The organism is Capnocytophaga sp. oral taxon 336 str. F0502 (assembly GCF_000411575.1).
Lineage (GTDB): Bacteria > Bacteroidota > Bacteroidia > Flavobacteriales > Flavobacteriaceae > Capnocytophaga > Capnocytophaga ochracea.
The window spans coordinates 127460-153791 of record NZ_KE150489.1 but is presented as its reverse complement, the minus strand read 5'-3'; the positions used below and the strand labels follow the sequence as shown (position 1 = coordinate 153791).

Here is a 26332-nt window from a genome sequence, read left to right as displayed (position 1 = left end):
TTCCCCAAGCTGTGGGAGACAAAATTCTACAGAACACGACTTTCCCCAAGCTGTGGGAGACAAAATTTTATAGAACGCGACCTTCCCCAAACTGCGGGAGATAATTTTCTATAGAAAATGAATTGAAAACAAAGTGTGACGAGCAATTATCAGTTGATAGCAAGCAGAAACGAAATGTAACGAAGAATTATCAATTGATGAAGAATAGAAACGAAAGTGTGACACATAATTATCAATTGATGAAGAGTAGAAACACAAATGTAATAATGATTAATAACTAAATTATAATGAAAAGAATAGTAATGGCAATGTCCGCACTATTGATGATAGCTTGCGACAAGGAAGACAAGAACACAATGATTGTGGAAGGAAATATCGACGGATTGAAAGTAGGTACTATCTACCTACAACAATTCGTAAACGATAAGCTCACCAATATCGATTCGGTAGTAGCCAATGGCAATGGTAAGTTTACCTTCAAGCGACATTTAGAGAGTCCTGAAGTGTTTTTTATTTACCTCGATTTAAAAAAACAAGCAGGTACCGACCTCGGTGACCGCCTAATGTTCTTTGGTGAACCTAAGCTGATTACTATCAACAGTTCTTATGATATGTTTGAAGTGAAAGCCAATATCAGTGGTTCACAATCGCAAAAGGATTATGGAGAGTATGCCCACACTATGCGACAGTTCGGAATGCGCAATGCTGAACTCCTCGAACAGCAAGTGAATGCTTTTAAGGCGGGTAATACTACCTTAGCCGACTCGCTGAATGCAGCATCGGAGAAAAATAACTTCCGTCGTCACCTCTTTGTGCTGAACTATGCCCTCACGCACCCCGATTCGTATATCACCCCTTATGTGGTATTGGTTGATGCCCCCAATACTCGCGTAAAATACTTAGATTCTATTTATGGAAAACTCAATAAAGAGGTTGCCAATTCTAAATACGGCAAAGAGTTCAAAAACTATATAGAAGAAGCTCGCAAGGCAGAAAAAGAAATGGAGAAGTGAAAAGTTAAGAGTTTTTCACCTATTTAAAATCTACCGTAGAGTATTCTTCTTAGCCATTTTATGCGCTGTACCAATCGTTGTATTATATCGCAAGCGATGATGGCTAAAACGGTAAATATAGCTACGTTCAAATAGAAATTATCGCTTATATATTCTTTGATGTAAACTACTAAGAAACGCATATAATAGTGGGTGACATATATTTCTAAAGAAATGCCTCCTAAATACTTCAAACATTGTGTTGCCTTATTTTCAGAACGGCAGCACCATTCCCATAAAACATAAGAAGCAGCGATACCCGTAAGTGCCAAAGCATACAAACGGAGAGAGTGGAGTATGTAATGAGCTTTATCGACAGGAAAGAGCAATAGGAGCGGAAAGGCAATAAGGCTCACCCAACCCATAGGGCGCAGAACTTTCAGTGCTTGAGGTTTGTACTTGTGTGTGGCGTAACCTAATGAAAAATAGATGAAATACCAACACAATTCGGGCAATCCATAAAAGATAGGTTGTGCTCCTGTAACTCGATGCAAGAAGATGAGAATGCTCCAGAGACCTATCATTACCCATATTTCACGATGTTTATTAATCTTCAAAGCCAGGTAGAGCAAGGCACACTCCCAAAATAGCAACCACAAGAACCACATTCCTTGTGTGGGTTTATAAATAAGCACGCAAAGATGTTCCCATACTTTTTCTATATCGAGGATATAACCGTGATAGGTGGCAGAAATTAAAAACCAGACGAAGAAAGGAATCACCAACACCTGAAAGCGTTTGCTGAGGTTCAGTTCGCCACGAATATTGAAGTTTACATAGCCTGAAAGAAACATAAAAAGGGGCATATGGAAAGCGTAAATGGTTACATACAAGGGATTGGTGCGGTCATCGCCCGAAAACCATTGCGAAGCGTGTCCTATCACTACCAAGATGATAGCAAAACCTTTGAGCACATCGATAAGAGGGTTACGTTCTTTCATAGTTACTTCTTTATGAGGCAAAAATACATTCTTTTTTTGATACTACAAAAAAATAATAATGCCAATAATGAAGCATAACTTTGGCTAAGTCATTCGAACTTTTTGGAGGGAAATGAAGAATATCGGAGTAAGTATGAAGGTGTTTTTAAGATAAGGTTAGCTTATACAAAGCTTATAGGAAAACTAAGACGGGGGTAAGGAGGATTCTTTTTTGTTTAATAAAGAATAAAAAAATGAAAATGATTTGCTAATTGTCAAATGTTTTATATCTTTGCACCCGATTTCAGTACCTCTGATTAAAAAAAACACTTTCAATAATATCCCATCTTAACTATATAAAAAGAGGAATTTCACTTATCTTGACTACTGAAAAAAATCACTTACTTTAATAATAACTATTCAAAATGCTTAACATTGTAGAGTTAAAATCTAAAAAGCTACCTGAGTTACAGGAAATAGCAAAACGTTTGGATATACCTAAATATCGGTATGTAAATAAGCCTGAACTCATAGACCTAATTCTAAAAAATCAAAAAAAAGGACTCCCCAACAAAAAAGAAGAAGTTCAAAAAGACAATTCTCCTATTATTACAACTGAGAACACAACTGAACCCAAAAAAAACAGTCGTAAAAAGAAAATAGAAATACCTCAAAAAGTAGGTAGTTCTAAACAAGAAAAGACTTCAAAAACACCTCCCGTTAAAAAGGCTTCTTCGGCAGATGAATCTAAAACGTATCAGAAGAAAAACACTACTTCTGTCGTTTCTAACAATCATCAGAATAATGCTATCCCAACAAAAAACTACAGTTCCCCTGTACAAAATGGCAATGGCAATAATGGTAATTACAATCAAAATGTGAACAATGGCAATACTATTGTTAATAATGAGAATTTTGATAAAGAAAAGAAAAACCGTTATCGCGCCCCCGATTTTGAATTTGACAGCGTGGTAGACTGTGAAGGGGTTTTAGAAATCACTTCTGACGGTTATGGTTTCTTGCGTTCTTCGGACTATAACTATTTAGCTTCACCTGATGATATTTACGTATCTTCTTCACAAATCCGACTTTTTGGCTTGCAAACAGGAGATACTGTATATGGAGAAGTGCGTCCGCCTAAAGATGGCGAAAAGTATTATCCGCTACTAAAAGTTATAAAGATAAACGGACTTGACCCCCAAGTGGTGCGTGACCGAGTACTATTTGAACATCTTACGCCTCTTTTTCCTGATGTAAAATTTGAGTTGGCAGGCAAAGGATCTACTGTTTCTACTCGCTTGATAGACCTTTTTGCTCCTATTGGGAAAGGGCAACGCGGTATGATAGTGGCACAACCTAAGACGGGTAAAACAATGCTTTTAAAAGATATTGCGAATGCCATTAGCAAAAATCACCCCGAAGTGTACCTAATGGTACTCTTGATTGATGAGCGACCTGAGGAGGTAACTGATATGCAACGCAGTGTGCGAGGAGAGATTATCTCTTCGACTTTTGATAAGGAAGCTGCCGAACACGTGAAAATAGCTAATATCGTACTTGAAAAAGCAAAACGATTGGTAGAATGTGGTCACGATGTGGTTATATTGTTGGACTCTATCACCCGTTTGGCTCGCGCTTATAACACAGTGCAACCAGCTTCGGGGAAAGTGCTTACCGGTGGAGTAGATGCTAACGCTTTACACAAACCTAAACGCTTTTTCGGAGCAGCACGTAATATTGAAAACGGTGGCTCTCTTTCTATCATAGCTACGGCTCTTACCGAGACAGGATCAAAGATGGACGAGGTAATTTTTGAGGAATTTAAAGGAACGGGTAATATGGAGTTACAATTGGATAGACGTATCTCGAACCGTCGTATTTTCCCAGCTATTGACCTAATAGCTTCGTCTACTCGTAGAGATGACTTGTTGCTTGATGAAAATACGCTTAATCGCACTTGGGTATTGCGCAAGTATTTGGCAGAAATGAACCCGATAGAGGCGATGGAATTTATGGAAAAGCAAATTAAGCTAACGCGCAATAACGAAGAGTTTTTGGCAACGATGAACAATTAGTTTTTTACAAAGGCAATATAGTTCATATCTGTAAAACAATAAATTATAAATAGAAGAGAAAAAATATCTAATTTTTTGCTTTTAAAATTTGCAGATAATAAAAATAGTTGTACCTTTGCACCCGCATAATTGAGAAAACAATTGTGATTGTGCACTTGGAGAGATGGCAGAGCGGTTGAATGCGGCGGTCTTGAAAACCGTTGAGGGTAACACCTCCGGGGGTTCGAATCCCTCTCTCTCCGCCAAAGTCAGAATGTTGATAAAATTATTTTTAAGGCTAAAATAGAACGTTTGTTTCTTTTTTAGCCTTTTCTCATATAAGAAAAAAATAGGCTTTTACCTTAGTAAAACTTGGGTTAGATATAAGAAATAGCTTTCTGTGCTTCACTTATAATCAGTACTTCTGATAGGGGATAGATATTTTTTCGGTTTAAAAACTTTTGTAATCATCAATTTTGTAGTATCTTTGTAAAAAATTATATAGAACATTAAAAAATAATGAATGCAGAAACACTTGCTGTAGATGAAATAGAAACCACTACCACTACTACCTTAAAGAGCAATAAACCAGAGTGGATACGGGTAAAATTACCCACAGGTAAAAAGTATACTGAACTGAGGAGTGTGGTGGACAGATATAACCTTCACACAATTTGTACTTCGGGTAGTTGCCCCAATATGGGAGAATGTTGGGGAGAAGGCACTGCTACTTTTATGATATTAGGGAATATCTGTACGCGCTCGTGCGGCTTTTGTGGCGTAAAAACAGGGCGACCTGAAAGTTTGGATTGGGAAGAACCTGAAAAGGTGGCACGTTCTATCAAACTGATGAACATTAGGCACGCAGTACTGACCTCGGTAGACCGAGATGATTTAAAGGATATGGGAAGCATTATATGGGCTGAGACGGTGAGAGCCGTGCGCCGAATGACCCCTAATACCACAATGGAGACCTTGATTCCTGATTTTCAGGGAGTAGAACGCAACTTAAACCGTATACTGAAAGCTGCACCTGAAATCATTTCGCACAATATGGAGACGGTACGCCGATTGACTCGTGAAGTGCGTATACAAGCTAAATACGACCGAAGTTTGGGTGTGTTGCGTTACTTAAAGGAAAATGGAGCGAACCGTACTAAATCGGGGATTATGTTAGGACTTGGAGAAACTGAGGAAGAGGTGATAGAAACCTTGCACGACCTTAAAGAGGCAAAAGTAGATATTGTGACTATCGGTCAGTATTTGCAACCTTCGAAACAGCACCTTCCTGTAAAGAATTTTGTCACTCCTGAACAGTTTGCCAAGTACAAAGAAATAGGCTTATCATTAGGTTTTCGTCACGTGGAAAGTGGAGCGTTAGTACGTTCATCTTACCGCGCTCATAAGCATTTGTTATAAACCGTGTGGATTGTAATTCGTGAAAATATAAAAATAGCTCTTGACAGTATCAGAGGGCAACTATTGCGCACAATTCTCACCGTGCTCATCATCGCTATTGGCATTACGGCATTGGTAGGAATCCTGAGTGTGATTACTGCTTTGCGCAATACGCTTGAAGGTAATTTCTCGAGTATGGGAGCTAATACTTTTTCGATTACAAGGTATCAATACAGTCAGCGAGCTGAGGGGAGTGGTACCACCCAAAAGCCACACCCTTTAATTACCTATCAAGAAGCAGTAGCGTTTAAACAACAGTTAGATAATCCGTTTGCAAAAACGAGTATTTCTATGAATGTTGCCTCCTCAGCTGAGGTGAAGTACGAGAACAAAAAAACTGACCCATTAGCCGTAGTGATAGGCGTAGATGAATACTACGTTGGCAATTCGGGGTTAGAAGTGGAAGAGGGACACAATTTTAGCGATTTCGATATACAGAACAATAGCTATGTGTGCGTGATAGGACCGGATTTTAAGAAAACACTACTCAAAGATGTAAATCCATTAGGAAAGAGTATTTCGGTACGTGGTTATAAGTTCAAAGTCATAGGTATACTTAAAGAACAAAGTTCCTCCTTTGGCAATTACGAAAACTTTCAAGTGTTGATTCCCTTAGGTATTGCACGCAGTATTTTCCTCATAGATAATCCTAATTTTCAACTCAAAATAAGTGCTCAGAGCAAAGACCAGTTGGACGGACTTATAGATGATGCTACCATAGTGATGCGTAACCTGAGAGGCTTAGCACCTTTACAAGAAAATAATTTTGGGATAGAACGCAGTGACGACCTATTGCAACGCATAGGCAGTATTACGGGTACCCTTTCTGTTGCTGGTTTTGTGATTGGGCTTATTACCATCTTGGGGTCTTCAATCGCCCTATTGAACATTATGCTCGTTTCGGTAACCGAGCGCACTAAGGAGATAGGCATTCGCAAAGCGTTGGGAGCTAAACGCAAATCTATTACCTTACAGTTCTTTACCGAGACCCTAATAATAGCTCAATTGGGAGCTCTTACGGGTATTGTATTAGGTATCAGTTTAGGATATTTGATATCTAAAGCCGTTAAGTTTGATTTTACCATTCCGTGGGGTGTTATTATTATTGCTATATGTATAGCTCTTATAGTAGCGGTAATATCAGGATTGTATCCGGCAGTAAAAGCCTCGAAATTAGATCCTGTAGAAGCGTTGAGATATGAATAACTATGCAGTCTTTATTATTCAATAACTTACATATAGAAAACGAACCCGTGAATGTCCCGTTGCCTGATGGGATTACTCTTACAATAAAGCGAGAGGACAAAAACCACCCTTTTGTATCAGGGAACAAGCTAAGAAAGCTCAAGTACAACATAGCACAAGCCCAACAGGAAGGAAAGGATACAATTCTCACTTTTGGAGGAGCTTATTCCAATTATATTGCTGCGACAGCAGCTGCGGGACAAATAGTAGGTTTGAAAACCATAGGTGTGATTCGTGGCGATGAGTTAGGTTCTAAAATAGATGTTAATCCTACGTTAAAGTTTGCTAAATCTTGTGGTATGGATTTTTATTTTGTTACAAGAGAGGCTTACCGACGAAAACACACGCCAGAGTTCCTGGAAAATCTTAGGAAACGGTATGGGCAAAACATCTATATAGCCCCTGAAGGAGGTACTAACGAGCTGGCAGTGAAGGGGTGTGAAGAAATTCTTACTCCTGAGGACAACGCTTTTGATGTGATATGCAGTGCCGTAGGAACAGGTGGGACGATTTCAGGGCTCATCAATGCAAGTGCTAATCATCAGAAAGTCATTGGTTTTCCAGCTTTGAGAGGAGCGTTTTTAAGTGAGGTAATCAAACAATATACAACCAAAAACAATTGGGAATTAGTGCACGATTATCACTTTGGTGGTTATGCTAAAGTAACTGATGAATTAGTAGATTTTTTAAATGATTTTAACAGTCAGACGAAAATTTTATTAGACCCAATATATGTAGGTAAGATGATTTTTGCTATCTTTGCCCTCACAAAGCAGGGATATTTTGCACCTAATACCCGTATATTAGCCATTCATACTGGTGGTTTGCAAGGGATTAAAGGTTTTAACAACGAACGAATTAAAAAACATAAAAGTATATTGAATTATGATGAAAAGATTTAGTTTGCTATTGCTAATTCTCTTTATAATATCATCGTGCTCTGATCAGCCTTACAGGAAAGGGAGAAATTCTCATTCGGTAATCTATCGAGGACAAAAGCCGACACCGAGAGTGGAGATGAAAAAGCCTACACATTCGGAGATAGCCCAAAGAAATAAGGCTTTAGCTGATTCAAAACACAATCGTAGAGATGTCTCAGAAGACAGCTTTCACGAGATAACTCCTGCGGTACAAGTTACGACAGCCGTTACCCAAAAGTATATTCAGGATTATAAGGATATTGCAATGGTAGAGATGCAACGTTACAATATTCCTGCGAGTATTACTTTGGCACAAGGCATTTTAGAAAGTGGCTCGGGGCAAGGACGCTTGGCACGTTATGGTAATAACCACTTTGGTATTAAATGTCACGCTACTTGGGACGGTAAGACTATTACCCACGACGACGATGAGAAGAGCGAGTGTTTTCGCAAATATAGATATGCATACGAATCGTTTGAAGACCATTCACAATTTCTTGTAAATCGCAATCGTTATAAAGCACTGTTTGACCTTAGTCCTACAGATTATGAAGGTTGGGCACACGGGCTCAGAAAAGCAGGCTATGCCACTGACCCTACTTATGCAAAGAAATTGATAGCTCTTATCAAAAAGTTTGAATTACATCAGTATGACAATCAAGTAATAGCAGCTAAAGGAGGAGATATAACTTCTTCTAATACCCAAGTAGCAACTGTTTCAACCCCTAAAAAAGAAGTATCTAAACCAGCTACAGCCATTAAATCGGTGTCTAAACCCACTGTAACAAAAACAATCGTTAAACCTACTAATACTATTGATACTACGACCATTGAAAAAGAGGCTATTGCTGAAGTCTATTATCAAGTACAAACAGGTGATACTCTTTATAAAATAGCACGGGAGCAACAAGTACCTGTACAACAATTGATGAAGCTTAATAATTTTGATGATGTGACTAGTAGTAACCTAAAAGTAGGACAACAAATTCGTGTGAACTAATGACTTTTAGTGAGCTAAGAGAGTATATACATCATAAATTAGAAACACTTTATCCTAAGAGTGAAATAAATGCGTTTTACTTTATTCTTTTGGAGCATTATGGGAAGTACAGTAAAGCTACAATATTAGCAAATTCTGATACTTTACTTACTGAAGATATAGCACAACCTATTTTGCAAGCGATTAGAGAATTACAGACAGCTAAACCCATACAGTATATTTTGGGTGAAACTGAGTTCTTCTCTAATCGTTTTTTCGTAAATGAAAATGTATTGATACCTCGACCAGAAACAGAAGAGTTAGTGGATTGGGTACTTCAAGAATATCCTGACAAAAGCGAGAAAATCAAAATATTAGATGTAGGGACAGGCAGTGGCTGTATTGCTATTTCACTTGCTAAAGCTTTTCCTAATGCCGTAGTAACAGCTATAGATGTCTCAGAAGGAGCTTTGAAAGTAGCTAAGCGTAATGCTGAATTAAACAGTGTAGTTACTCATTTTTTACAACAAGATATCTTGCGAATAGAAACTCTTCCTGATAAATATGATATTATTATCTCTAATCCGCCCTACGTACGTGAGTTAGAAAAGAAAGAGATACGCCATAATGTTTTAGAATATGAGCCTCATTTAGCACTCTTTGTCCCTGATAATAATCCATTATTATTTTACGATAAAATAGCTACTCTTGCTCAGCAAAGTCTAAACCCTAATGGGAGTCTTTTCTTTGAAATTAATCAGTATTTAGGGCAAGAAATACAAACATTATTAGAACAGAAGCATTTTACTGAGATAACTTTACGTCAAGACCTTTTTGGAAATGATCGTATGATAAAAGCTAAGTAGCTATAAAAGTAATATAGAAGAAAAGGCTATCTAAATAATAATCATTAGAAAGCCTTTATTTATTTTCTAAAGCTGATACATAAAAGAAATGTTGTAATAAGCTATAGTTTCTCTTTAACTAAAATATTAGATTTGAATAACTTTCGAGAGTTGTTTATAAAGATATTCATACTATCCTTAACACTCTCAGTAAGGTCTTTGTAGTGAGTAGTTTCGTATTCTTTGCAAGGTAATATTTCAAAAAGATATTTCTTATTAGTTTTTGGAGTGCGATTTACCCAAACTAAATAATATCCTTTATCAAGGATATGAGTGCCATAAGCATCTTTGAAGAAGGTCAGCTCTACCATCGCACCTCCGTCTGTTGAGCTTTTGCGTTGGTTAGATACAAAATTACCCAGTGAATAAACTACCATCTGTTCCTTATGAAGTCCCGTTTGCGGATAGTAATACATAGGTTGTAAGACGTGTGGGTGACTTCCTATAATAATGTTTACTCCGTTGTCAAAAAGAAATTGTGCTATTTCTTCCTGTTTTTTGTTTTGCTTTTGCTGGTATTCTATCCCCCAGTGTATCACTACTATCAGTTTATCAAGATTTACTTTTTTAGCTTTCTCAATATCCTGCTTCATTAGGTTGAGATTTATTTTATTTACGATGGTAGGTTCAGGAACGGGTAAACCATTAGTACCATAAGTATAGTTGAGTATTCCCACTGAAATCCCATTTTTGGAAAGCACCAATAAATTATGTTTCTCAAAGTCTGCTTTGTTGCGAAAGGTTCCTGTATGAGCTATTTTCAGAGAGTCGAGTACGTCTAAAGTACGGATAATTCCCTTTTTGCCTCTATCGCAAGTGTGATTATTGGCAGTTACCAATACATCTATTCCGCTATCTCTACAAGCAACTGCTAAAGCATCGGGCGACGAAAACTGAGGGTAACCTGTATAAGGTTCCCCTGCCAAAGTTACTTCCAAATTAGCAATAGCAAAATCTACCTGCGCAAACTTATGCTTGATTTTGTCAAATACAGGCATATAATTGTATTGCTTCGTTTCAATATCGTAAGCTCCTTCTATTTGTGGCACGTGCCCCATTATATCCCCCATAAAAAGCAAAGACATTCGGTTACCTGTTTCTTGGGCAAAAGTTATCGAGAAGAAGAGAAAAGTCAGAAATACACGTATCATTTATTTGAAACCTATTTTAGTTTGCTTGTCTTGTTCTTTGAGTTCCTTTATGTCTATATTGGTCAGTTCTGCTAATGAGTAAGGCTTATCTACTCTAAAATCTCTATCGGTAGATTGCAAATACTTATTGCACTTCTCAACAGTTAGCTCTTTAAACTTATACTCGGCTATCAATCTGCCTTTGCGCAATAATGCCGAGTCTATCTTAGAAATATCGGAGTTAAACGTGCATATCAGTTGGCATTCTAATACATCAGAAAGCATACCGTCAGCTATATTGAGGATAGACGATACTACATCGGTATTACTGTTGAAAGCGGTGCGTTCAGCTATATAGTTCTCACAATCTTCGAGTACCAATACAGAGTTCTTATTGCCTATGAGCAAACTAATAAAAGCAGGATCGGTGAGCGACCCTATCATTGTAGTAGGTACAAAGATAAATTTTTTATTCGGGATTTGACTCGTAAGCCATTTGATGTAATTTGTCTTCCCCGAACCAGCAATCCCGTGAAATAGTACCACGCCCTTGTTGTCATTCGTTAGCGCATTTTTCACTCGAGTATGTACTTCGAAGAAATCATTGTTGTACATCGTTTCAAAATCTATGCGGTAAGGCTTGATGCTATGAGTTTTGATTTCTAATCCTATTTGCGTTTTTAGTAGTATAGAAACCTTAGATTCTTTAGAGATATACTTCTCTATATATTCTGAAAACAAGGTGTTGAGGTGTTCTTTAGCCTTTGGATTGTCGTTTTGGTAGTATACTGAATTTACTTTGTATAATCCGTCTTCAAAAATCTGGTTATCGTACTCATTCGAGAGATTTTTGTCTATTACCAAAAAGATTTCGAGCTCTGGGTGAAAATAGCATTCTTCCGATTCGTATAGCTCATTTTGTTTGGAGGCGTATTCTATGGTGTAATAGTCAGTACATTTCACAAAGTGTTTCAGTTTGTCTCGTTGGATAACCAAATCCTCTCCTCCTATATAAATTCTTGCCATCAAGTCGTCTAACAAACAACGGTACGGGTTGCTGAAAGTCAGAAGTTTGTATTTATCGTACACCTCTACGTGGTCATCGGAGTCTATCTGCAAGAGGTTTACAGGGTGATAATATTTAGATTCTTTTATTTTCATCGATACCATTTATAAGCTAATAAAGTATTTTTCAAGAGCATTGCTATGGTCATAGGACCTACGCCCCCTGGTACAGGAGTAATGTAGCTCGCTTTTTCTTTTACTTCATCGAAAGCTACATCGCCTACTATGCGATAACCTTTATGGGTGCTATCATCTTTCAGGCGTGTAATTCCTACGTCTATCACGGTTACGCCTTCTTTTACCATATCGCCTTTTAGAAATTCTGGAATACCTAATGCCATTACCACAATATCTGCCTGACGTGTAAGCTCAGCGAGGTTAGGGGTATGGCTGTGAGTAAGTGTAACGGTAGCGTTGCCTTGTGCTCCCTTTTGGCTGAGCAATATGCTGATGGGGCGACCTACGATGTGTGAGCGTCCTACTACTACCACGTGTTTGCCTTTGGTAGGCACTTCGTAGCGTTTCAGCAACTCCATAATACCGAAAGGTGTAGCAGGAATAAAAGCCTCCATATCCAGTGCCATTCTACCGAAGTTAGCAGGGTGAAAGCCGTCTACATCTTTTGTAGGGTCTATGGCTAAAAGTATTTTCTGCTCGTCGATGTGTTTAGGTAGTGGTAATTGTACTATATAGCCGTCAATTTCAGAATTAGCGTTTAACTTTTCAATTTCTTGCAGTAACGCCTCTTCACTGATGTTAGCAGGGAGTTTTACTAAAGTAGACTCAAAGCCTACTTGTTCGCAAGCTTTCACCTTACCCCCCACGTAGGTAAGACTCGCCCCATCGTCGCCTACCAATACGGCAGCCAAATGTGGTACTTTCTTTCCCTCAGCTTTTAGTTGCTTTACTTCCTCAGCAATTTCTTGTTTGAGGGCTTCTGAAGTCTTTTTTCCGTCTAAGATAGTCATTACTGATTGTGTTTTTAGTGGTTAAAGAGCTTTTTCATCGGTGATGTCAAGCTCTATTTGGTTCAAAAGTTGTTTTACTTGGGCTAATGATTCGAACGAGTCACTAAAAGTAACCGCAGTTTTTGTTCTGTCAATTTCTTTTATCAATGCTTTTATCAAATCAACAGGAACGAGTTCTTCTCCTCCTGATAAATCAGCGTTGAACCCAATACCCACTGCCATTGTTTCTACTTGCATTCCAAAGCATATCTCAATAAACTCTTCTAAGGTAGCCGATTTTACAATTCCCTTAGCCCATTCGTCGGATTTACAAGCTACTGCTTTCTCTTCGTCTTCCCAAAAGAGGGCTACAGGAATAGCTTCTTTGGTTTCCTCAATGTAGAAGGCTTGCGAACCACACATAGCAAACGATTCGTCTACTTCTAGGTAAAACACTTCTTTGTTCTTTACTACAGTTTCAATGAATTCTTGTAACATATTTGTATTTTTTACCTTTTACCTTTTATCTAACCTCTCATTCCCTGCATCATCTGCATCATCTTTCTGCCACCGCCACCTTGCATCATTTTCATCATCTTGCTCATTTGCTCGAACTGTTTCATTAGTTGGTTTACCTCTTGAATATCGCGACCGCTACCCTTGGCAATTCGTTTTTTGCGGTTTAAATCTATGATAGCAGGCGTATTGCGCTCTTTTGGAGTCATCGAATGGATAATTGCTTCGATATGCTTGAAAGCGTCGTCTTTGATATCGAGGTCTTTCACTGCTTTCCCTACACCGGGGAGCATACCAAGGAGGTCTTTCATACTACCCATACGCTTAATTTGCTGTATTTGTTCGAGAAAGTCGTCAAATCCAAATTGGTTTTTTGCAATTTTCTTTTGCAATTTGCGCGCTTGCTCTTCGTCAAACTGCTCTTGAGCGCGTTCTACTAATGATACCACGTCGCCCATACCGAGAATACGGTCAGCCATACGGTCGGGATAAAACACATCAATAGCGTCCATTTTCTCGCCCGTACCTACGAATTTGATAGGTTTATTCACTACCGATTTAATAGTGATAGCCGCCCCACCGCGGGTGTCCCCGTCGAGTTTGGTAAGGATAACCCCATCGAAGTTGAGCACATCGTTGAAGGCTTTAGCCGTGTTTACAGCATCTTGCCCCGTCATCGCATCTACTACAAAAAGGGTTTCTTGTGGGTTGAGTGCTTTGTGGATATTCGATATTTCAGTCATCATTTGCTCGTCTACTGCCAACCGACCTGCGGTATCCACAATCACCACGTTCAAGTGGTTTTCTTTGGCGTATTGCACCCCTTTTTTGGCAATATCCACAGGGTTATTGTTCCCTTTATCCGAAAAAACAGGTACCCCCACCTGTTCTCCTACAATATGTAATTGGTCTATCGCAGCAGGACGATACACGTCGCACGCTACGAGCAAAGGTTTTTTATTTCTTTTATTTTTGAGGTAGTTAGCCAATTTCCCTGAGAAAGTAGTCTTACCAGAACCTTGTAACCCCGACATCAATATAACAGTGGGATTCCCCGATAGGTTCACCCCAGCAGCATCTCCTCCCATTAGCTGGGTGAGCTCATCTTTTACAATCTTCACCATTAACTGCCCTGGTTGTAGGGTAGTGAGCACTTGTTGTCCTAAGGCTTTTTCTTTTACGTTATTGGTAAAATCTTTGGCTATCTTATAATTCACGTCGGCATCAAGCAAAGCGCGACGCACTTCTTTCAGTGTTTCAGCTACGTTTATTTCGGTAATCTTACCGTGTCCCTTTAAGTTATGTAGGGCTTTCTCTAATTTATCACTTAAATTATCAAACATTTTTGTCTATTTTAAAAAGTTGTGCAAAGGTACTGAAAAAAAGTGGAAACTAAAAACTAAACAGCTAAAAAAGTGTATTGATACGGTTAATAAGGTGTTTTTCTATAATATAACTCCTTATTTTATAGAAGTTTAAAAGGCTGTTCTATAATAATCGTACAAGATTCCGTATAAGATTTCTATAAGTTAAGCATATTTTACCTCCGAGTTTTTTAGAGTTCCTCCATATTTCTCCAATATCTCACCTTACCTTTTCTTTCGCCTCGTAACCCCGTTTTTAGCATTTTTTGCGTTGGTGTATCATATTATTAATCAATCACTTATATACCCTTTCTATACCAATCGTCCAAGATTCGTATAAGCTTCCTATAAGCTAAGCATACCCTCCTAATAGCCTTTTCTCTTCAAAATTACCCTCAGTGTACTTCTGGTATTTTTCGTTTACTTCCGAAAGTTCTACCTCATTCCGACCAATCAAATAACTATTTAAATCTCTCCCCATCATTTGCTAATTCCCAAATTTGCTAATCTGCTAATTTTCACATTTACTAATTTCCTAATTTTCACATTTGCTAATTCCCTAATTATCCTTATCTTTGCACCCAAAATATGTTTTTAATATGATTCATATTGATTTAAAGATAAAAATTGCAGTTTTAATAGCTATTTTTATCACCTTACAAAGCTGTAGAAAAACTACTCCCACTACTTCTCACCCCAATTCTTCATTAAATGAGGTTGGTAAAGAGGTTTATACTGAGGCTCTTACTATTGCAGTAGATACCTCTGTAACTTCATTCGAAAATCTTACAGTTCTTGATGCTACTTATAAAAAAGGAATACAGTCCGAAACCCATAGTTATTATACAGAAAATGGAGGAAAAACTCGTTGGCTCTTCGAAGATATCCCTTCTCGCATCTTTTCGCAATATATAGATGCTTTAAAATGTATTGAAGAAGATGGTCTAAACCCCGAAACTTATAGGCGTTCTGCTTTGAAAAAAGTGGTAGATAGTGCCTATAAATATAAACTCCCTAATGATTATAAGGCTTATTTAGATAAACAAATTACCGCCTCTTTTTTGCTTTTTGCCAAGCACCTTACCTCTGGTCGCTTTTCTAAAAGAGCCTATGGAAAACACACGTGGATAAAACCAAAATATAAATATCGGAATATTGATATGCTCTTACATTTGGGAGATAACGATGATTTAGAAGCAAAATTAGCAAGTCTTTATCCCAAAGGAGAACAGTATAGACGAATGAAATATAAGTATATACAACTCAAAAATCAGCCTCTTGACACTATTCGTGTTATTAAATTTTCAGACCCTAAAAACTTTGTTTACGGATATACTGATCCTGAGGTCGAGAGCTTGCGCAATGCCTTAGCTAAAAAAGGCTTTGGGTCAGTTCCCAAAATCGACCCTCAGGAAGTAGATAGTACCCTTATATGGGCATTGAAAAGATTTCAGCGCAGTAATGGGCTTACTCCCGATGGTTCCTTAGGTATCCAAACACTCAATCGTCTGAATATGAATAAAGCACGCCAGCGCGATTTACTTAGGCTCAATATGGAGCGTATGCGTGTTTTCAATAATGATTTAGGTGATGATTATATAATTGTGAATATTCCTGATTATAAACTTTTTTTATATCATAAGGACTCATTAATATATCAAACCAAAGTAGTGGTAGGGCGAGCTCAAAGCTCAACTCCCATTTTCACTGATTCTATTCGTTCAGTAGAATTTCGCCCTACGTGGTCTGTGCCTCAGAGTATTATCAGAAAGGAAATGATTCCTCAAATGCTATTGCAAGAAGACCCCGAAAGATACAAAAATAGAGGTTATACTATGTATGAAAATGGCAAGGTGATAGACCCCTTAGAGGTAGATTGGACGAATCCTTTAGTGCATAAACGTGCTTTTTATTTTGTAGAAGCTCCCTCCGAGCGCAACTCATTGGGCTTAGTGAAGTTCCTGCTCAATAATAATATGAGTATATATTTGCACGATACACCATCAAAGTATTTGTTCGAACGTGAGCAACGTGCACTTAGTCACGGCTGTGTACGCGTGCAAAATCCTTCGCAATTAGCCTATTATCTACTGAAGAATGAAGGTGATGGAAAGTCTTGGACAGAAGAGAAAGTCAAAGACTTTATGAACAATAATAAGCGCAATCAGTATCGTATAAAACTCAATACAAAATATATGATTAATATTCTGTACTACACCATATCGGTAGATAAGAAAGGCGAAGCAACTATAAAGAATGATATCTACGATCTTGATAACGAACAGTTGAAAGACATAAAGCGGTTTGAAAGTTAACTTTCAAACCGCTTTTTTTATTTGTCACTTATTTTAATGCCCTTTATTTTAAAGCTTTTTTTATTTCTTCTTTTAAACTATCCGAAGCCTCTACCAAAGGCAAACGCACATAGGGCTCACATAAGCCTTGAGCAGCCAAAATAGCTTTAATTCCTGTGGGGTTCCCTTCTTTAAAAGCTAAAGCCATCATAGGTAACAATTCGTATTGCAATGTATTAGCTTTAGAAGTATTACCGTCTAACCCTAATCGTACCATCTCAGAAAATTCCTTAGGAAAAGCAATCCCAATCACCGAAATTGCTCCACTACCACCCATATATACTGAAGGAAGGGTTGTAGTATCATCTCCTGATAAGAAAGTGAAATGTTTAGGCATATCTTTTAAGATATTCATATCTAACACTAAATTGCCAGAAGCTTCTTTTACAGCTATAATATTCTTAAAGTCATTAGCCAATCGCAATATGGTTTCAGCGGTCATACATACCCCTGTGCGCCCAGGTACATTATATAAAATAATAGGTAAAGGACTCTCTTTGGCTATTGCTGCAAAGTGTGCATATAAACCATTTTGCGAAGGTTTATTGTAATAAGGCGTTACAGATAGAATCGCATCAAAAGGGGTTAAATCCGTACTCTTGATTTCCTCAATAACACTTTGGGTATTATTGCCCCCAATACCTAATACTAAGGGCAAATGCTTTTTATTAGCCTTGATAATAGTCTCTCGTACAAGAGCCTTTTCTTCCTTACTGAGAGTAGGAGCTTCGCTGGTAGTTCCCAAAACTACAATGAAATCTACTCCACCATCAGTTACATATTCTACTATACGGGTGAGAGCCTTAGTATCCACCCGCTTCTCAGCTGTGAAGGGTGTGATAAGAGCCACACCAGTTCCTCTTAGTTGTTTTGTCATAATTTTTTTATTTGCGAATAATGGTTTCTAATATTTTTTTTAATTCATTAGCAAAAACCTTTTCATCAGCAGGAGAACAAGCTATCACAATATCGTTGTACTGTAGTCCTATTCCTTCAAAACCAGCTCTTAATTTAGCTTTGATAGACGAAGACAATAGTAACAATGGCAATTTAGGCTCACTAAAATAATTAATGAGCAAGTCATACTCTTGTTCAGCTAATCTATCGGCGTGGTAATTCCTAATCTTTCCTTGCCAATTAATTTCCTTATCAATCAGAAAAGGAGTTCCATTAGCGTGAGTTTCTTCTGATTCACGCTTATATCCTAAGACAATATAGTTCTCAGGGCGAATGGAATAGTATTTTATAAGCTCCAATAAGGGGTCTACATTCTTCACTACATCCATATCCACAATACAACCAACTTTTGCTAAGTTGTTGTCTAACCTTTTGTTATAACTTTCTAAGGCTTTAAAATTCTTCCGAATTTTATTTTTTATGTTATAATTTTTTACGATGTCCAAAATATATTGTAATTTTGCGTGTGATTGCAAAGGTAAAAATAATTTTTAAAATAGAAATATATTTATGAAAAAGTTTGATGTAATGAAGCATTATTTTTTTGTATTGCTTGTAACAATAGGATTTTTAGCCTCTTGCTCTTCGTCTAAAACGCAGCTTACAAGAGTAAAAGCTATAAACATTCCTATTACCGATACTATTTCACAAAAAGCTGAAATAGAAAACTTTATCACACCATATCGCGAACACATATCCTCTGAGATGTCTACCGTCTTAGCTCAAAACCCAGTCGATTTGGTGAAAGATAGAAAAGAAAAAGCGTTAAATACCGCTATTGGTAATTTTATGGCTGATGCTACCTTCGAAATTGTAAATCCTCTTTACAAAAAACGTACAGGTAAGGATATCGACTTTGTAATGCTCAACTGGGGAGGTATTCGTTCCGATTTGCCTAAAGGTGATGTTACAGTAGGTTCAGTTTATGATATAATGCCTTTTGAGAATAAAGTAGTAGTACTTACAATGTCAGGAGAGAAAGTACAAGAGCTTCTTAACTATCTGATTAAAGAGCGAAAACCTCACCCTCTGTCAAAGCAAATAGATTTGCAAATCACCAAAGATGGTAAGGTGGTTCACTTCAATATCAATGGGAAACCTTTCGATTCTAAAGCTACTTATATAGTTGCTACTTCCGATTATTTAATGAATGGGGGAGATGCGATGTACTTCTTCGAAAATTCCTTGAAAGTAGATGAAACAGATTATAAACTTCGCAATGTACTGATTGACTATTTCAAAAAAATAGACGTATTAGACGCTAAAAAAGATAACCGATTTGAATATAAACTATAATACGATTATGAAAAGACGTACTTTTATTAAAAACATAGGAGCTTCATCTTTGCTAATGGGGGTAGGAGGTCTATCTCTATCAATGAAGCCAAGCAACGCAAAACAAATTACTATTTTGCATACGAACGACGTACACAGTCACATCGACCCTTTTCCTATTACTGACCCTCATAACCCTAATAAAGGAGGAATAGCACGTAGGGCATATCTCATCGACCAAATACGTAAAGAAAATCCTCATACCTTGCTTTTCGATGCAGGAGATATTTTTCAAGGCACTCCTTATTTTAATTTCTATGGAGGTGAGTTAGAGTTTAAGCTAATGTCAATGCTTAAATACGACGCTGCTACCTTAGGGAATCACGATTTTGACAATGGGGTAGAGGGGCTCTTTGCACAGCTTCCTCACGCCAAGTTTGATTTTATCATTTCTAATTACGATGTAAGTAAAACGCTCCTCAATGGGTATACAAACCCCTATAAAATTTATATGGTAGATGGTATTAAAATAGGAGTTTTTGGTCTGGGCGTTGAATTGGAAGGTTTGGTAAATAAAAAACAATACGGCGAAACAGTTTATCTGAACCCTATAGAGATAGCACAAGATATGGAACGCAAACTTTATAATGAAGAACATTGTGACTTAATTCTCTGTCTGTCTCACTTAGGATATGATTACAAAAATAGCCCTAAGGTCTCCGATTTAAAAGTTGCTGCTCAAACCTCTTATATCGATTTAATTATAGGAGGTCATACACATACTTTTTTACCTCGCCCTACTTTGGTTACAAATAAAAGAGGAAAAACTACTTTGGTAAATCAAGTAGGTTGTTATGGTATTAATTTGGGAAGAATAGACTTCTTTTTTGAGGAAGGTAGCCTTGTAAAAAACAAAGCAGTGACTATTGAAGTATAGGTTGTTATAAATTATTTTGTAAAAAAGTACTCGTTTTTTTTGTATATTTAAAAAACTTATGTACTTTTGCAACCGAATTAAAAAGGAGCCTGAGTGGCGGAATTGGTAGACGCGCACGACTCAAACTCGTGTTCTTCGGAGTGAGGGTTCGATTCCCTCCTCAGGTACAATAAAAGGAGCTACATTATTGTAGCTCCTTTTTGTTTTTTTAATATAAAGTAGTTTTGAGAACTATTTATTTTTTAGGTTTTACTTCGGTTCTCACTTCTTCTGTTAGGTACCTCTTTTGTCTTTTCTTCTTCCTTATTTACCGTTGCTTTTTCAGTTCTTTAGCACGTTGTTTTAAGTCTTTTTCAGTAAAGTAGTAAACAGTAACTTTATTGCTAAAATATTCCTCTCGTAGGTAGTAATAGGTGTTAGTTTTAAGGTCTTTTACAAGGTAATGAGTACTATGGTTGTCAGGGAAGCCTTTGAGGATTTCATAAGTAGTGAGATGAAAGAGTTTGCGTACGAATTTGCCAATGCGCTCGTCTTTAGGAATATCACTTTTCAGTTGGAAAGAAGGATTAGGCGATTTGCCTCGTATATCATAAATTTTAATAAAGCACAGTAAAGTGGCTACGTCATTTAGTTTCTGTTTGTCGGCAGCAAAATTACCAGTACTTTTAATGAGGTAGTATTCATCGTTGGAGATTTTGTGGAGATAATAACTACCGAGATTAAGATTGAGCTCTATAGGAATACTATCACATTTCACCCCTCGTTTTTCCATTTTCTCTACCTGAATAGATTAAATACTTGCCTACCGCTTGATAAGTCCCTATAGTAGGAGAAGAGCAGGTATTACCACATTCGGTTACTAACCAGGAGGAGAAAGTACCATCTGAATTGAAGAGAATACGGTCGCCAAAAGTATATTTACTCTCAGGCGTTTTTAGGAAATACACATCGGTCACGTCAGGGAACTCCCCTAAAAAATTATCAATGCGCCATTCTTTGCCTATAAAATCTTGAGCGTGAATAACACTGATTAGCAGTAGTCCAATAGTAGTAAAAAGTGTTTTCATTTTTTAAATTGTACAAAAATACCTCCTGCAAGCCATAAAAGCAATAAAATACACCCTACAAGACTTAACCTACTACCTGTTTTTACTACTTCGGGTTCAAAAGCAAAGCGTATCTCGTGTTTTCCTGCGGGTACAGACATTCCTCGTAAAGTGTAATCTACACGGTAGATAGGCGCCTCTTTGCCATCGATAGTCGCTTTCCATCCGTGAGGGTAGAACATCTCCGAGAAAACCGCAAAGCCCTCGTGAGAATTGTTACTTTCGTAAGTTAATTCATCAGGGCGCATATGTTTTAGTGCAATCGTAGCCGTGCTATCCACAGTGTATTGTGATGGAAGGTTTGTTTTCAAATCTTTGAGCGTTGCTAAAGCCTCTTCGGAAGGGTGAAACTCTTTTAAAGCTTTCATCACCTCATTATCACTGTTTTTTAAGCTAAGTTGCTTTATAAACCACGCATTACCTAAGGCATCTTCGTTGTGCATTGGTTGTATTTCTCCCTCTTGGTTGCGCAAAAGTATATATTTCACATTTAGCATATTGAGCACTTCCATATTTCCTTTGGCTATTTGGTAATCGAAGAGCTCTTGCAAGCGCTTGGGTTTAGCTGCGTGATAGCCTCCAATCGAATGGTGAAAAAACGAAGTACGTGCACCATTGATACCCACTTGAGGTTCGTATACGCGATAATAGCTCTTGTCTTGAAGAATCGCCATATCAGCAGGAGTTGCCTCAAAAGGATTTTCTATTAGGTATTTATCTACAAAATTGTCTTTGTTTACATAGCGTTTGGCTACTCCTCCCAAATCAAAGAAAAGCAATGCTAAGAGTGCTATTTGCATTCCCCTAAGAGGAATTTTGTTGTACTGATAAAGCACCAAAGCCAAAGCCGTGAGTAGTATAAGTACGGTGCTTCTCAGCAAATCAGCAGTGTAAATACTTTTGCGGTCTTCCACTATCATTTGCACAATCTCTCTGTTGCCGTAATACACATCGTTTGCGCTTTGGAAATCAAAGAATCCTTTTCCTAAGAAAAGCAATAACATTACCCCCAAACAAATATAAAGACTGTAAAGCAAGTATTTTTTGCGCTCCTCTTCAGGTGTTTTTAAGAACTGTTGTAACCCTACTATCGCCAATATAGGCACGCAGAGTTCTAAAATTACTTGTATAGACGATACCGCTCTAAACTTATTGTATAACGGAAAGTAGTCTATCATAAAATCAGTGAGCAGTCCGAAGTTCTTGCCCCACGAAAGTACGAGTGCCATTACTGAGCCCGTTAAAAGCCACCATTTAATTCTACCTTTTACTACAAAAAGTGCTAAGACAAATAGGAAGAACACCACAGCTCCTATATAGGCAGGGGCAGCCACGATGGGTTGGTCGCCCCAGTAAGTGGGTAAACGTTGTGTTTCTTGTAATGCCTGCATAGGGGGTACCCCCAATTGTACCAAATACTGATACGTCTTAGAGTTTTCTCCTAAGTTTTCGTGGTTAGAACCTCCAAAAAGACGAGGCACGATAAGGTTTAGTGATTCACTGATGCCATAACTATATTCGGTGATATATTCTTTTGATAGACCGCTGTTCTGCTCTTTCGGAGTCCCATCAGGAGTAATGGTAAGTGTCGATTTACTACGGGTACTCCAATCGGCGTATTCGCGAGTCGTGAGCAGTAAAGTAGCATTTGCCAGTACACTCACCACTACAGCCCCAAGTAGTACTGCCATAGCTTTTGCAAAATCTTTGAGTTGTTTCTCTTTGATAGCTTTATAAAGGAAGCCTACGCCTAAGAGCAATACCAATAAAAGCAGGTAATACGTCATCTGGAAGTGATTAGCGCAGATTTCTAACGCCAGCGCTACTGCTGTGAGTAATCCTCCCCAAAGGTATTTCCGCTGAAATACCAATAAGATACCCGCTAATAAAGGAGCAAAATAAGCAATGGCGTGTGCTTTGGCATTATGCCCTGCCCCTAAAATAATAATCAAGTAAGTAGAAAGACCAAAGGCAATAGCCCCCAAGAAAGCATTCTTGTAATCCACTTTTAGCACCAAAAGTAGGACGTAAAAGCCTATAAAGTACAAGAAGAGATAATCGGCAGGACGAGGTAAAAAGCGTAACGTTCTGTCTAGCTGCTTTACAAAATCATTAGGATATTGTGCCCCTAACTGATAGGTAGGCATACCACCAAAAGCGCTGTTTGTCCAATATGTCTCTTTGTTTTCTGTTTGACGGTAATCATTGCGCTCCTTCGCCATACCGGTATACTGAACAATATCGCTTTGGAAGATACCTTTTCCCTGTAATACAGGATAAAAGAAAGCAAGCGCTATTACAGCAAATAGCGCTATTACTACAACGTGAGGGACTATTTTTTTCATTTGGTTATTTTTTACCTTTTATCTCTTACTTAAATCAAACTTCCTCGTAATCTATATACTCACCCACTTGCTTGGTAGCTTCAGGGTTTTTAGAATGAGAATTCTTATTTATAATAGTTTGTTTGCCTTCCTTCTCTTCTGAGCGATTTTGCCCATAAGCATTTTGTTGGTACTGATTTTGGGTACGCTCGAATTCTTTTTGCATTCTTTCACTTACCTTGTTTATGAAAAAACGCATCATATAAGGAGCCAATATTCTCAGGAGGATTCTCAGTCCCCAAAACACTAATATGATAATAAGGATAGTCTGTATAAATCCTGAAAAAGAAGCTTCTGACATCATTTTATTTTTAGTTTTGGTGCAAAGGTATAAAATAATTATGAACTAACAAATTTGTAAAAATTACTAATCTCCTCCACTTTTACCTTATTTTTGCCTTTACCTTTGCATCGCTACGCCCCCTCTTTTTAGGAGAGTTTCTCAATAACTGCCGAGTAAGTGTGTGTTAAAAGGATTTTATCTTTCTCTTACTTTCGCCTCGTAACCCTGTTTTTAACATTTTTGGCATTGTTGTATTATAGTATAAATCAACTACTTATATACCTTTTCTATACCAATCGTCCAAGATTCGTATAAGCTTCCTATAAGCTTCCTATAAGCTAACTATACCCAATTTACCTCTTATCTTATACTCTTCATCTAATTTTCTCCTTCCGAATCCTTCTGATATATTTCGAAAAAAAGATGGAGTTATTTTGAGTGGAAAAACAAAGCAGAATGAAATTTGTACGAATTCTTACCTCTAACCCAACTTATTTTTGAAAATCAATAGGTCCACTTCAATCCTATCAGATAAGTTCTCCCCGGAGAAATACTGGAGTAGAAACTCGTGGTTTTAGTTACATAATCGAAAAGATTGTCAATACCTGCTGTGAAGGTGAGGTGGTAGGGAAGTTTAGAGAATAGTTGCAAATGCCATATACTATATGGTTCATAATAGGTATAGAGCTCGTTGTTATTACTATCGGTATCGTGAATGCGGGTAGCACTTACGTATTTGCCACTCAACACAACGTTAGGAATATAGAGGGCATCACGTTTAGGAATGTATTCAGCTTTTACAGTGAAGGTATGCGGGCGGTTTTCACCTGTGCTATTGCTAATGTAGTAGTACGCATACGAACCTTTAAAGCGGAAAGCTTTTGTAGGGTGATAAGTCGCCGATATCTCAGAGCTTACAATCTCAGTATTGCCATTAAAATTTACATAACGAATAGTATCGCTGGCAGCCGTCCAGCGGAAGGCTATTTTATCTCTTACCGACGAGAGTTGCGTCATCGCGGTAATATTCAGCTTCTTGCTGTCGAAATCTACTGAAAGGTTAAGGTTATTACTGGTTTCGGGTTTAAGGTCTTTGTTACCCATTATTTGGAAGCCACCCCCCCAAGGGTGAAACCAATTAGTGTAGAGTTCTTTCAAGGTAGGCGACCGGAATCCTGTGGAAAAACCTCCTCTAAAAGTAAACTGCTCTACCTTAAACATCCCTGACAAACGATAGGTAAAGTGTTCTTTAAAAAGTGAATGATAATCTATACGTGCCCCAGTTACCAAAGTGAAAGCAGAAGAAAGTGTCCATTCTTGTTGGGTGAAAGCAGTGTAGTTTTGTGCGTTTTCTTTAGCTTCAGTACCTGTATTATCAAAGCGGAAACTGAGTAGTTCATCTGAAAATATTTCTGCTCCTGCTACTAACGAATGTTTTTCCCATAGCGATTGGTTGTATTGCATTCCTGCACGCCATATAGTGTTTTCATAGTTCTTTTCTTTTTCTTTTAATAACGGGAAGTAGTTAAACTTGTCGTAACGGTCAAAAGCCCCCGATAGGCTTAATTTTTTGCTCTCAGTGAGTGCAATGTTAGATTTAGCCGATAAAGTGTAGTTATAATATCTATCACGTAGTTTTCTTGAAGATTCTGTCCCTTGATTGCGTTCGCTGAAGTAGTAGTTAGGTGTAAGGACAAGGTCTATTTTAGGTGATAAATTGAAAGTAAGTTTAGGGGTAACTCCATAAGTAGTAAACCCTGCAATATTGAGTTCTCCTTTTTCAGAGGTAACAGCTGTACCATTCTTATAAACAGTTAATGGTTCGCTGTCTTCCAAAACATAAGGTTCGCGGAAATTGTAAAAAGATGTCAGGCGGATACTACCCCATTTTTGCTTGCTCCCCACGCCTACATTCGCTTTATGACTTTTGATGCTCTCGTACTGATAACTCGCGTTACCTTCAAAAGGTTTCTTAGCATTTTTGGTAATGATATTAATCACCCCTCCCAGCGCATTCGAGCCATAAAGAGAAGAAGAAGCCCCTTTGATGATTTCAATACGTTCAATATTATCCAAGTCAATACGATTATAGTCAATATTGTCAAAAGTTTCTCCTGCCATACGCTCGCCGTCCATTAAAAAGAGCACATATTTACCTCCAAATCCCATCATATTAATATTAGGCATACCTCCATCGTAAGTAAAGTTAATACCTGCAAATTCCGTTTCTAAAAACGATTGGAAGTCGGTAGCTTGCGATTTGCGAATATCTTCAGCGGTAACTACTTGTACGGTGATAGGTACGTTTTTTAAGTTCTTTTGAGCGCGTGTAGCCGTTACAATTATTTCATTGAGTTTTATAGGTTCATCTTCCTTCTTGTCGTTTTGAGCAAGAGTAGATAGCGAGTAGAATAATGAAATAAAAGCAGTGATAAAAATCTTTCGCATATTGATAATTTAATTTAGACGAAAGAGGCTGCC

General features: G+C 37.8%; 23 protein-coding genes and 2 tRNA genes. 12 read left to right on the top strand and 13 right to left on the bottom strand.

The features are described 5' to 3' along the window. Positions 1–287: 287 nt before the first annotated feature. Entirely contained in the window at positions 288–1013 is a 726-nt protein-coding gene (locus tag HMPREF1528_RS04090; protein ID WP_016478751.1) for a DUF4369 domain-containing protein, read from the top strand. A 23-nt stretch (positions 1014–1036) separates the two neighbouring features. On the opposite strand, the gene HMPREF1528_RS04085 is transcribed toward HMPREF1528_RS04090, so the two are convergent. Further along, positions 1037–1993 (bottom strand): acyltransferase family protein, encoded by a 957-nt coding sequence (locus HMPREF1528_RS04085; RefSeq protein WP_016478750.1) that lies wholly within the window; start codon positions 1991–1993, stop codon positions 1037–1039. Between the two features lie 404 nt (positions 1994–2397). On the opposite strand from HMPREF1528_RS04085, the gene rho reads away from it, so the two are divergent. The 7 genes from rho to prmC all read left to right on the top strand — a co-directional run bounded on the left by rho (position 2398) and on the right by prmC (position 9494). Beyond that, on the top strand, positions 2398–4047 hold the full coding sequence (gene rho / locus HMPREF1528_RS04080) for a transcription termination factor Rho (protein WP_016478749.1): 1650 nt from the start codon (positions 2398–2400) through the stop codon (positions 4045–4047). Between the two features lie 157 nt (positions 4048–4204). Beyond that, positions 4205–4292: transfer RNA gene (locus HMPREF1528_RS04075), tRNA-Ser, on the top strand. A 253-nt stretch (positions 4293–4545) separates the two neighbouring features. Then, a complete protein-coding gene (gene lipA / locus HMPREF1528_RS04070) occupies positions 4546–5445 on the top strand; it encodes a lipoyl synthase (RefSeq protein WP_016478748.1) in 900 nt (299 codons plus the stop codon). A gap of 3 nt (positions 5446–5448) precedes the next feature. Next, positions 5449–6690, top strand: coding sequence for an ABC transporter permease (locus HMPREF1528_RS04065; protein WP_016478747.1), 1242 nt, complete (start codon positions 5449–5451; stop codon positions 6688–6690). 2 nt (positions 6691–6692) lie between these two features. Further along, positions 6693–7631, top strand: coding sequence for a 1-aminocyclopropane-1-carboxylate deaminase/D-cysteine desulfhydrase (locus HMPREF1528_RS04060; RefSeq protein ID WP_016478746.1), 939 nt, complete (start codon positions 6693–6695; stop codon positions 7629–7631). Further along, positions 7615–8649 (top strand): glucosaminidase domain-containing protein, encoded by a 1035-nt coding sequence (locus tag HMPREF1528_RS04055; protein WP_016478745.1) that lies wholly within the window; start codon positions 7615–7617, stop codon positions 8647–8649. The genes HMPREF1528_RS04060 and HMPREF1528_RS04055 overlap by 17 nt, the downstream gene beginning before the upstream one ends. Continuing rightward, the gene (prmC, locus tag HMPREF1528_RS04050; protein WP_016478744.1) at positions 8649–9494 is read left to right on the top strand and encodes a peptide chain release factor N(5)-glutamine methyltransferase; all 846 of its coding nucleotides are present in this window, start codon (positions 8649–8651) and stop codon (positions 9492–9494) included. The genes HMPREF1528_RS04055 and prmC overlap by 1 nt, the downstream gene beginning before the upstream one ends. Before the next feature lie 101 nt (positions 9495–9595). On the opposite strand, the gene HMPREF1528_RS04045 is transcribed toward prmC, so the two are convergent. Genes HMPREF1528_RS04045 through ffh form a run of 5 tightly spaced genes read right to left on the bottom strand, consistent with a single transcriptional unit; the run spans position 9596 to position 14534 of the window. Continuing rightward, on the bottom strand, positions 9596–10684 hold the full coding sequence (locus HMPREF1528_RS04045) for a CapA family protein (RefSeq protein ID WP_016478743.1): 1089 nt from the start codon (positions 10682–10684) through the stop codon (positions 9596–9598). Next, positions 10685–11824, bottom strand: a complete 1140-nt coding sequence (locus tag HMPREF1528_RS04040; RefSeq protein WP_009418397.1) for an AAA family ATPase — start codon at positions 11822–11824, stop codon at positions 10685–10687. Continuing rightward, complete coding sequence (gene folD, locus HMPREF1528_RS04035; protein ID WP_016478742.1) at positions 11821–12696, bottom strand: bifunctional methylenetetrahydrofolate dehydrogenase/methenyltetrahydrofolate cyclohydrolase FolD; 876 nt, start codon at positions 12694–12696, stop codon at positions 11821–11823. Before folD ends, HMPREF1528_RS04040 begins: the two co-directional genes overlap by 4 nt. A 21-nt stretch (positions 12697–12717) precedes the next feature. Then, on the bottom strand, positions 12718–13173 hold the full coding sequence (locus tag HMPREF1528_RS04030) for a DUF2750 domain-containing protein (RefSeq protein ID WP_016478741.1): 456 nt from the start codon (positions 13171–13173) through the stop codon (positions 12718–12720). A 29-nt stretch (positions 13174–13202) separates the two neighbouring features. Further along, on the bottom strand, positions 13203–14534 hold the full coding sequence (gene ffh, locus HMPREF1528_RS04025) for a signal recognition particle protein (protein ID WP_009411396.1): 1332 nt from the start codon (positions 14532–14534) through the stop codon (positions 13203–13205). Positions 14535–15154: 620 nt separating this feature from the next. On the opposite strand from ffh, the gene HMPREF1528_RS04020 reads away from it, so the two are divergent. Beyond that, entirely contained in the window at positions 15155–16870 is a 1716-nt protein-coding gene (locus HMPREF1528_RS04020; RefSeq protein ID WP_016478740.1) for a murein L,D-transpeptidase, read from the top strand. A 43-nt stretch (positions 16871–16913) separates the two neighbouring features. Here the strand turns inward: HMPREF1528_RS04020 and dapA are convergent, their stop codons facing one another. Both dapA and HMPREF1528_RS04010 read right to left on the bottom strand, forming a co-directional pair. Then, positions 16914–17786: a 4-hydroxy-tetrahydrodipicolinate synthase gene (gene dapA, locus HMPREF1528_RS04015; RefSeq protein ID WP_016478739.1), complete on the bottom strand. Its 873-nt coding sequence runs from the start codon at positions 17784–17786 to the stop codon at positions 16914–16916. Between the two features lie 7 nt (positions 17787–17793). After that, entirely contained in the window at positions 17794–18312 is a 519-nt protein-coding gene (locus tag HMPREF1528_RS04010; protein ID WP_002675764.1) for a DUF6913 domain-containing protein, read from the bottom strand. A 64-nt stretch (positions 18313–18376) separates the two neighbouring features. On the opposite strand from HMPREF1528_RS04010, the gene HMPREF1528_RS04005 reads away from it, so the two are divergent. The 3 genes from HMPREF1528_RS04005 to HMPREF1528_RS03995 all read left to right on the top strand — a co-directional run bounded on the left by HMPREF1528_RS04005 (position 18377) and on the right by HMPREF1528_RS03995 (position 20245). After that, positions 18377–19162 carry a 5'-nucleotidase C-terminal domain-containing protein gene (locus tag HMPREF1528_RS04005; protein WP_016478738.1) on the top strand — a complete coding sequence of 262 codons (786 nt, stop codon included), beginning with the start codon at positions 18377–18379 and terminating at the stop codon, positions 19160–19162. A gap of 7 nt (positions 19163–19169) precedes the next feature. Further along, complete coding sequence (locus HMPREF1528_RS04000; RefSeq protein ID WP_016478737.1) at positions 19170–20078, top strand: bifunctional metallophosphatase/5'-nucleotidase; 909 nt, start codon at positions 19170–19172, stop codon at positions 20076–20078. Positions 20079–20165: 87 nt separating this feature from the next. Further along, positions 20166–20245 (top strand) — tRNA-Leu (locus tag HMPREF1528_RS03995). Between the two features lie 140 nt (positions 20246–20385). Here HMPREF1528_RS03995 and HMPREF1528_RS13195 read toward each other — a convergent pair. From HMPREF1528_RS13195 to HMPREF1528_RS03970, 5 genes are all read right to left on the bottom strand, one after another. Next, on the bottom strand, positions 20386–20850 hold the full coding sequence (locus HMPREF1528_RS13195) for a hypothetical protein (RefSeq protein WP_016478736.1): 465 nt from the start codon (positions 20848–20850) through the stop codon (positions 20386–20388). Next, the gene (locus HMPREF1528_RS13190; RefSeq protein WP_016478735.1) at positions 20825–21145 is read right to left on the bottom strand and encodes a hypothetical protein; all 321 of its coding nucleotides are present in this window, start codon (positions 21143–21145) and stop codon (positions 20825–20827) included. Before HMPREF1528_RS13190 ends, HMPREF1528_RS13195 begins: the two co-directional genes overlap by 26 nt. Further along, positions 21142–23529, bottom strand: coding sequence for a YfhO family protein (locus HMPREF1528_RS03980; protein WP_016478734.1), 2388 nt, complete (start codon positions 23527–23529; stop codon positions 21142–21144). Before HMPREF1528_RS03980 ends, HMPREF1528_RS13190 begins: the two co-directional genes overlap by 4 nt. A gap of 34 nt (positions 23530–23563) precedes the next feature. Beyond that, positions 23564–23872, bottom strand: coding sequence for a DUF4834 family protein (locus HMPREF1528_RS03975; protein ID WP_009411402.1), 309 nt, complete (start codon positions 23870–23872; stop codon positions 23564–23566). A gap of 483 nt (positions 23873–24355) precedes the next feature. Next, positions 24356–26299 (bottom strand): TonB-dependent receptor plug domain-containing protein, encoded by a 1944-nt coding sequence (locus HMPREF1528_RS03970; protein WP_016478733.1) that lies wholly within the window; start codon positions 26297–26299, stop codon positions 24356–24358. Positions 26300–26332 lie beyond the last annotated feature (33 nt).

What these genes read in the sequence shown, in the direction of transcription:
- HMPREF1528_RS04090 (WP_016478751.1), top strand. Translation starts at nt 288, where the DNA reads ATGAAAAGAATAGTAATGGCAATGTCCGCACTATTGATGATAGCTTGC.
- HMPREF1528_RS04085 (WP_016478750.1), bottom strand. Translation starts at nt 1,993, where the DNA reads ATGAAAGAACGTAACCCTCTTATCGATGTGCTCAAAGGTTTTGCTATC.
- rho (WP_016478749.1), top strand. Translation starts at nt 2,398, where the DNA reads ATGCTTAACATTGTAGAGTTAAAATCTAAAAAGCTACCTGAGTTACAG.
- lipA (WP_016478748.1), top strand. Translation starts at nt 4,546, where the DNA reads ATGAATGCAGAAACACTTGCTGTAGATGAAATAGAAACCACTACCACT.
- HMPREF1528_RS04060 (WP_016478746.1), top strand. Translation starts at nt 6,693, where the DNA reads ATGCAGTCTTTATTATTCAATAACTTACATATAGAAAACGAACCCGTG.
- HMPREF1528_RS04055 (WP_016478745.1), top strand. Translation starts at nt 7,615, where the DNA reads ATGATGAAAAGATTTAGTTTGCTATTGCTAATTCTCTTTATAATATCA.
- prmC (WP_016478744.1), top strand. Translation starts at nt 8,649, where the DNA reads ATGACTTTTAGTGAGCTAAGAGAGTATATACATCATAAATTAGAAACA.
- HMPREF1528_RS04045 (WP_016478743.1), bottom strand. Translation starts at nt 10,684, where the DNA reads ATGATACGTGTATTTCTGACTTTTCTCTTCTTCTCGATAACTTTTGCC.
- HMPREF1528_RS04040 (WP_009418397.1), bottom strand. Translation starts at nt 11,824, where the DNA reads ATGAAAATAAAAGAATCTAAATATTATCACCCTGTAAACCTCTTGCAG.
- folD (WP_016478742.1), bottom strand. Translation starts at nt 12,696, where the DNA reads ATGACTATCTTAGACGGAAAAAAGACTTCAGAAGCCCTCAAACAAGAA.
- HMPREF1528_RS04030 (WP_016478741.1), bottom strand. Translation starts at nt 13,173, where the DNA reads ATGTTACAAGAATTCATTGAAACTGTAGTAAAGAACAAAGAAGTGTTT.
- ffh (WP_009411396.1), bottom strand. Translation starts at nt 14,534, where the DNA reads ATGTTTGATAATTTAAGTGATAAATTAGAGAAAGCCCTACATAACTTA.
- HMPREF1528_RS04020 (WP_016478740.1), top strand. Translation starts at nt 15,155, where the DNA reads ATGATTCATATTGATTTAAAGATAAAAATTGCAGTTTTAATAGCTATT.
- dapA (WP_016478739.1), bottom strand. Translation starts at nt 17,786, where the DNA reads ATGACAAAACAACTAAGAGGAACTGGTGTGGCTCTTATCACACCCTTC.
- HMPREF1528_RS04005 (WP_016478738.1), top strand. Translation starts at nt 18,377, where the DNA reads ATGAAAAAGTTTGATGTAATGAAGCATTATTTTTTTGTATTGCTTGTA.
- HMPREF1528_RS04000 (WP_016478737.1), top strand. Translation starts at nt 19,170, where the DNA reads ATGAAAAGACGTACTTTTATTAAAAACATAGGAGCTTCATCTTTGCTA.
- HMPREF1528_RS13195 (WP_016478736.1), bottom strand. Translation starts at nt 20,850, where the DNA reads ATGGAAAAACGAGGGGTGAAATGTGATAGTATTCCTATAGAGCTCAAT.
- HMPREF1528_RS13190 (WP_016478735.1), bottom strand. Translation starts at nt 21,145, where the DNA reads ATGAAAACACTTTTTACTACTATTGGACTACTGCTAATCAGTGTTATT.
- HMPREF1528_RS03980 (WP_016478734.1), bottom strand. Translation starts at nt 23,529, where the DNA reads ATGAAAAAAATAGTCCCTCACGTTGTAGTAATAGCGCTATTTGCTGTA.
- HMPREF1528_RS03975 (WP_009411402.1), bottom strand. Translation starts at nt 23,872, where the DNA reads ATGATGTCAGAAGCTTCTTTTTCAGGATTTATACAGACTATCCTTATT.
- HMPREF1528_RS03970 (WP_016478733.1), bottom strand. Translation starts at nt 26,299, where the DNA reads ATGCGAAAGATTTTTATCACTGCTTTTATTTCATTATTCTACTCGCTA.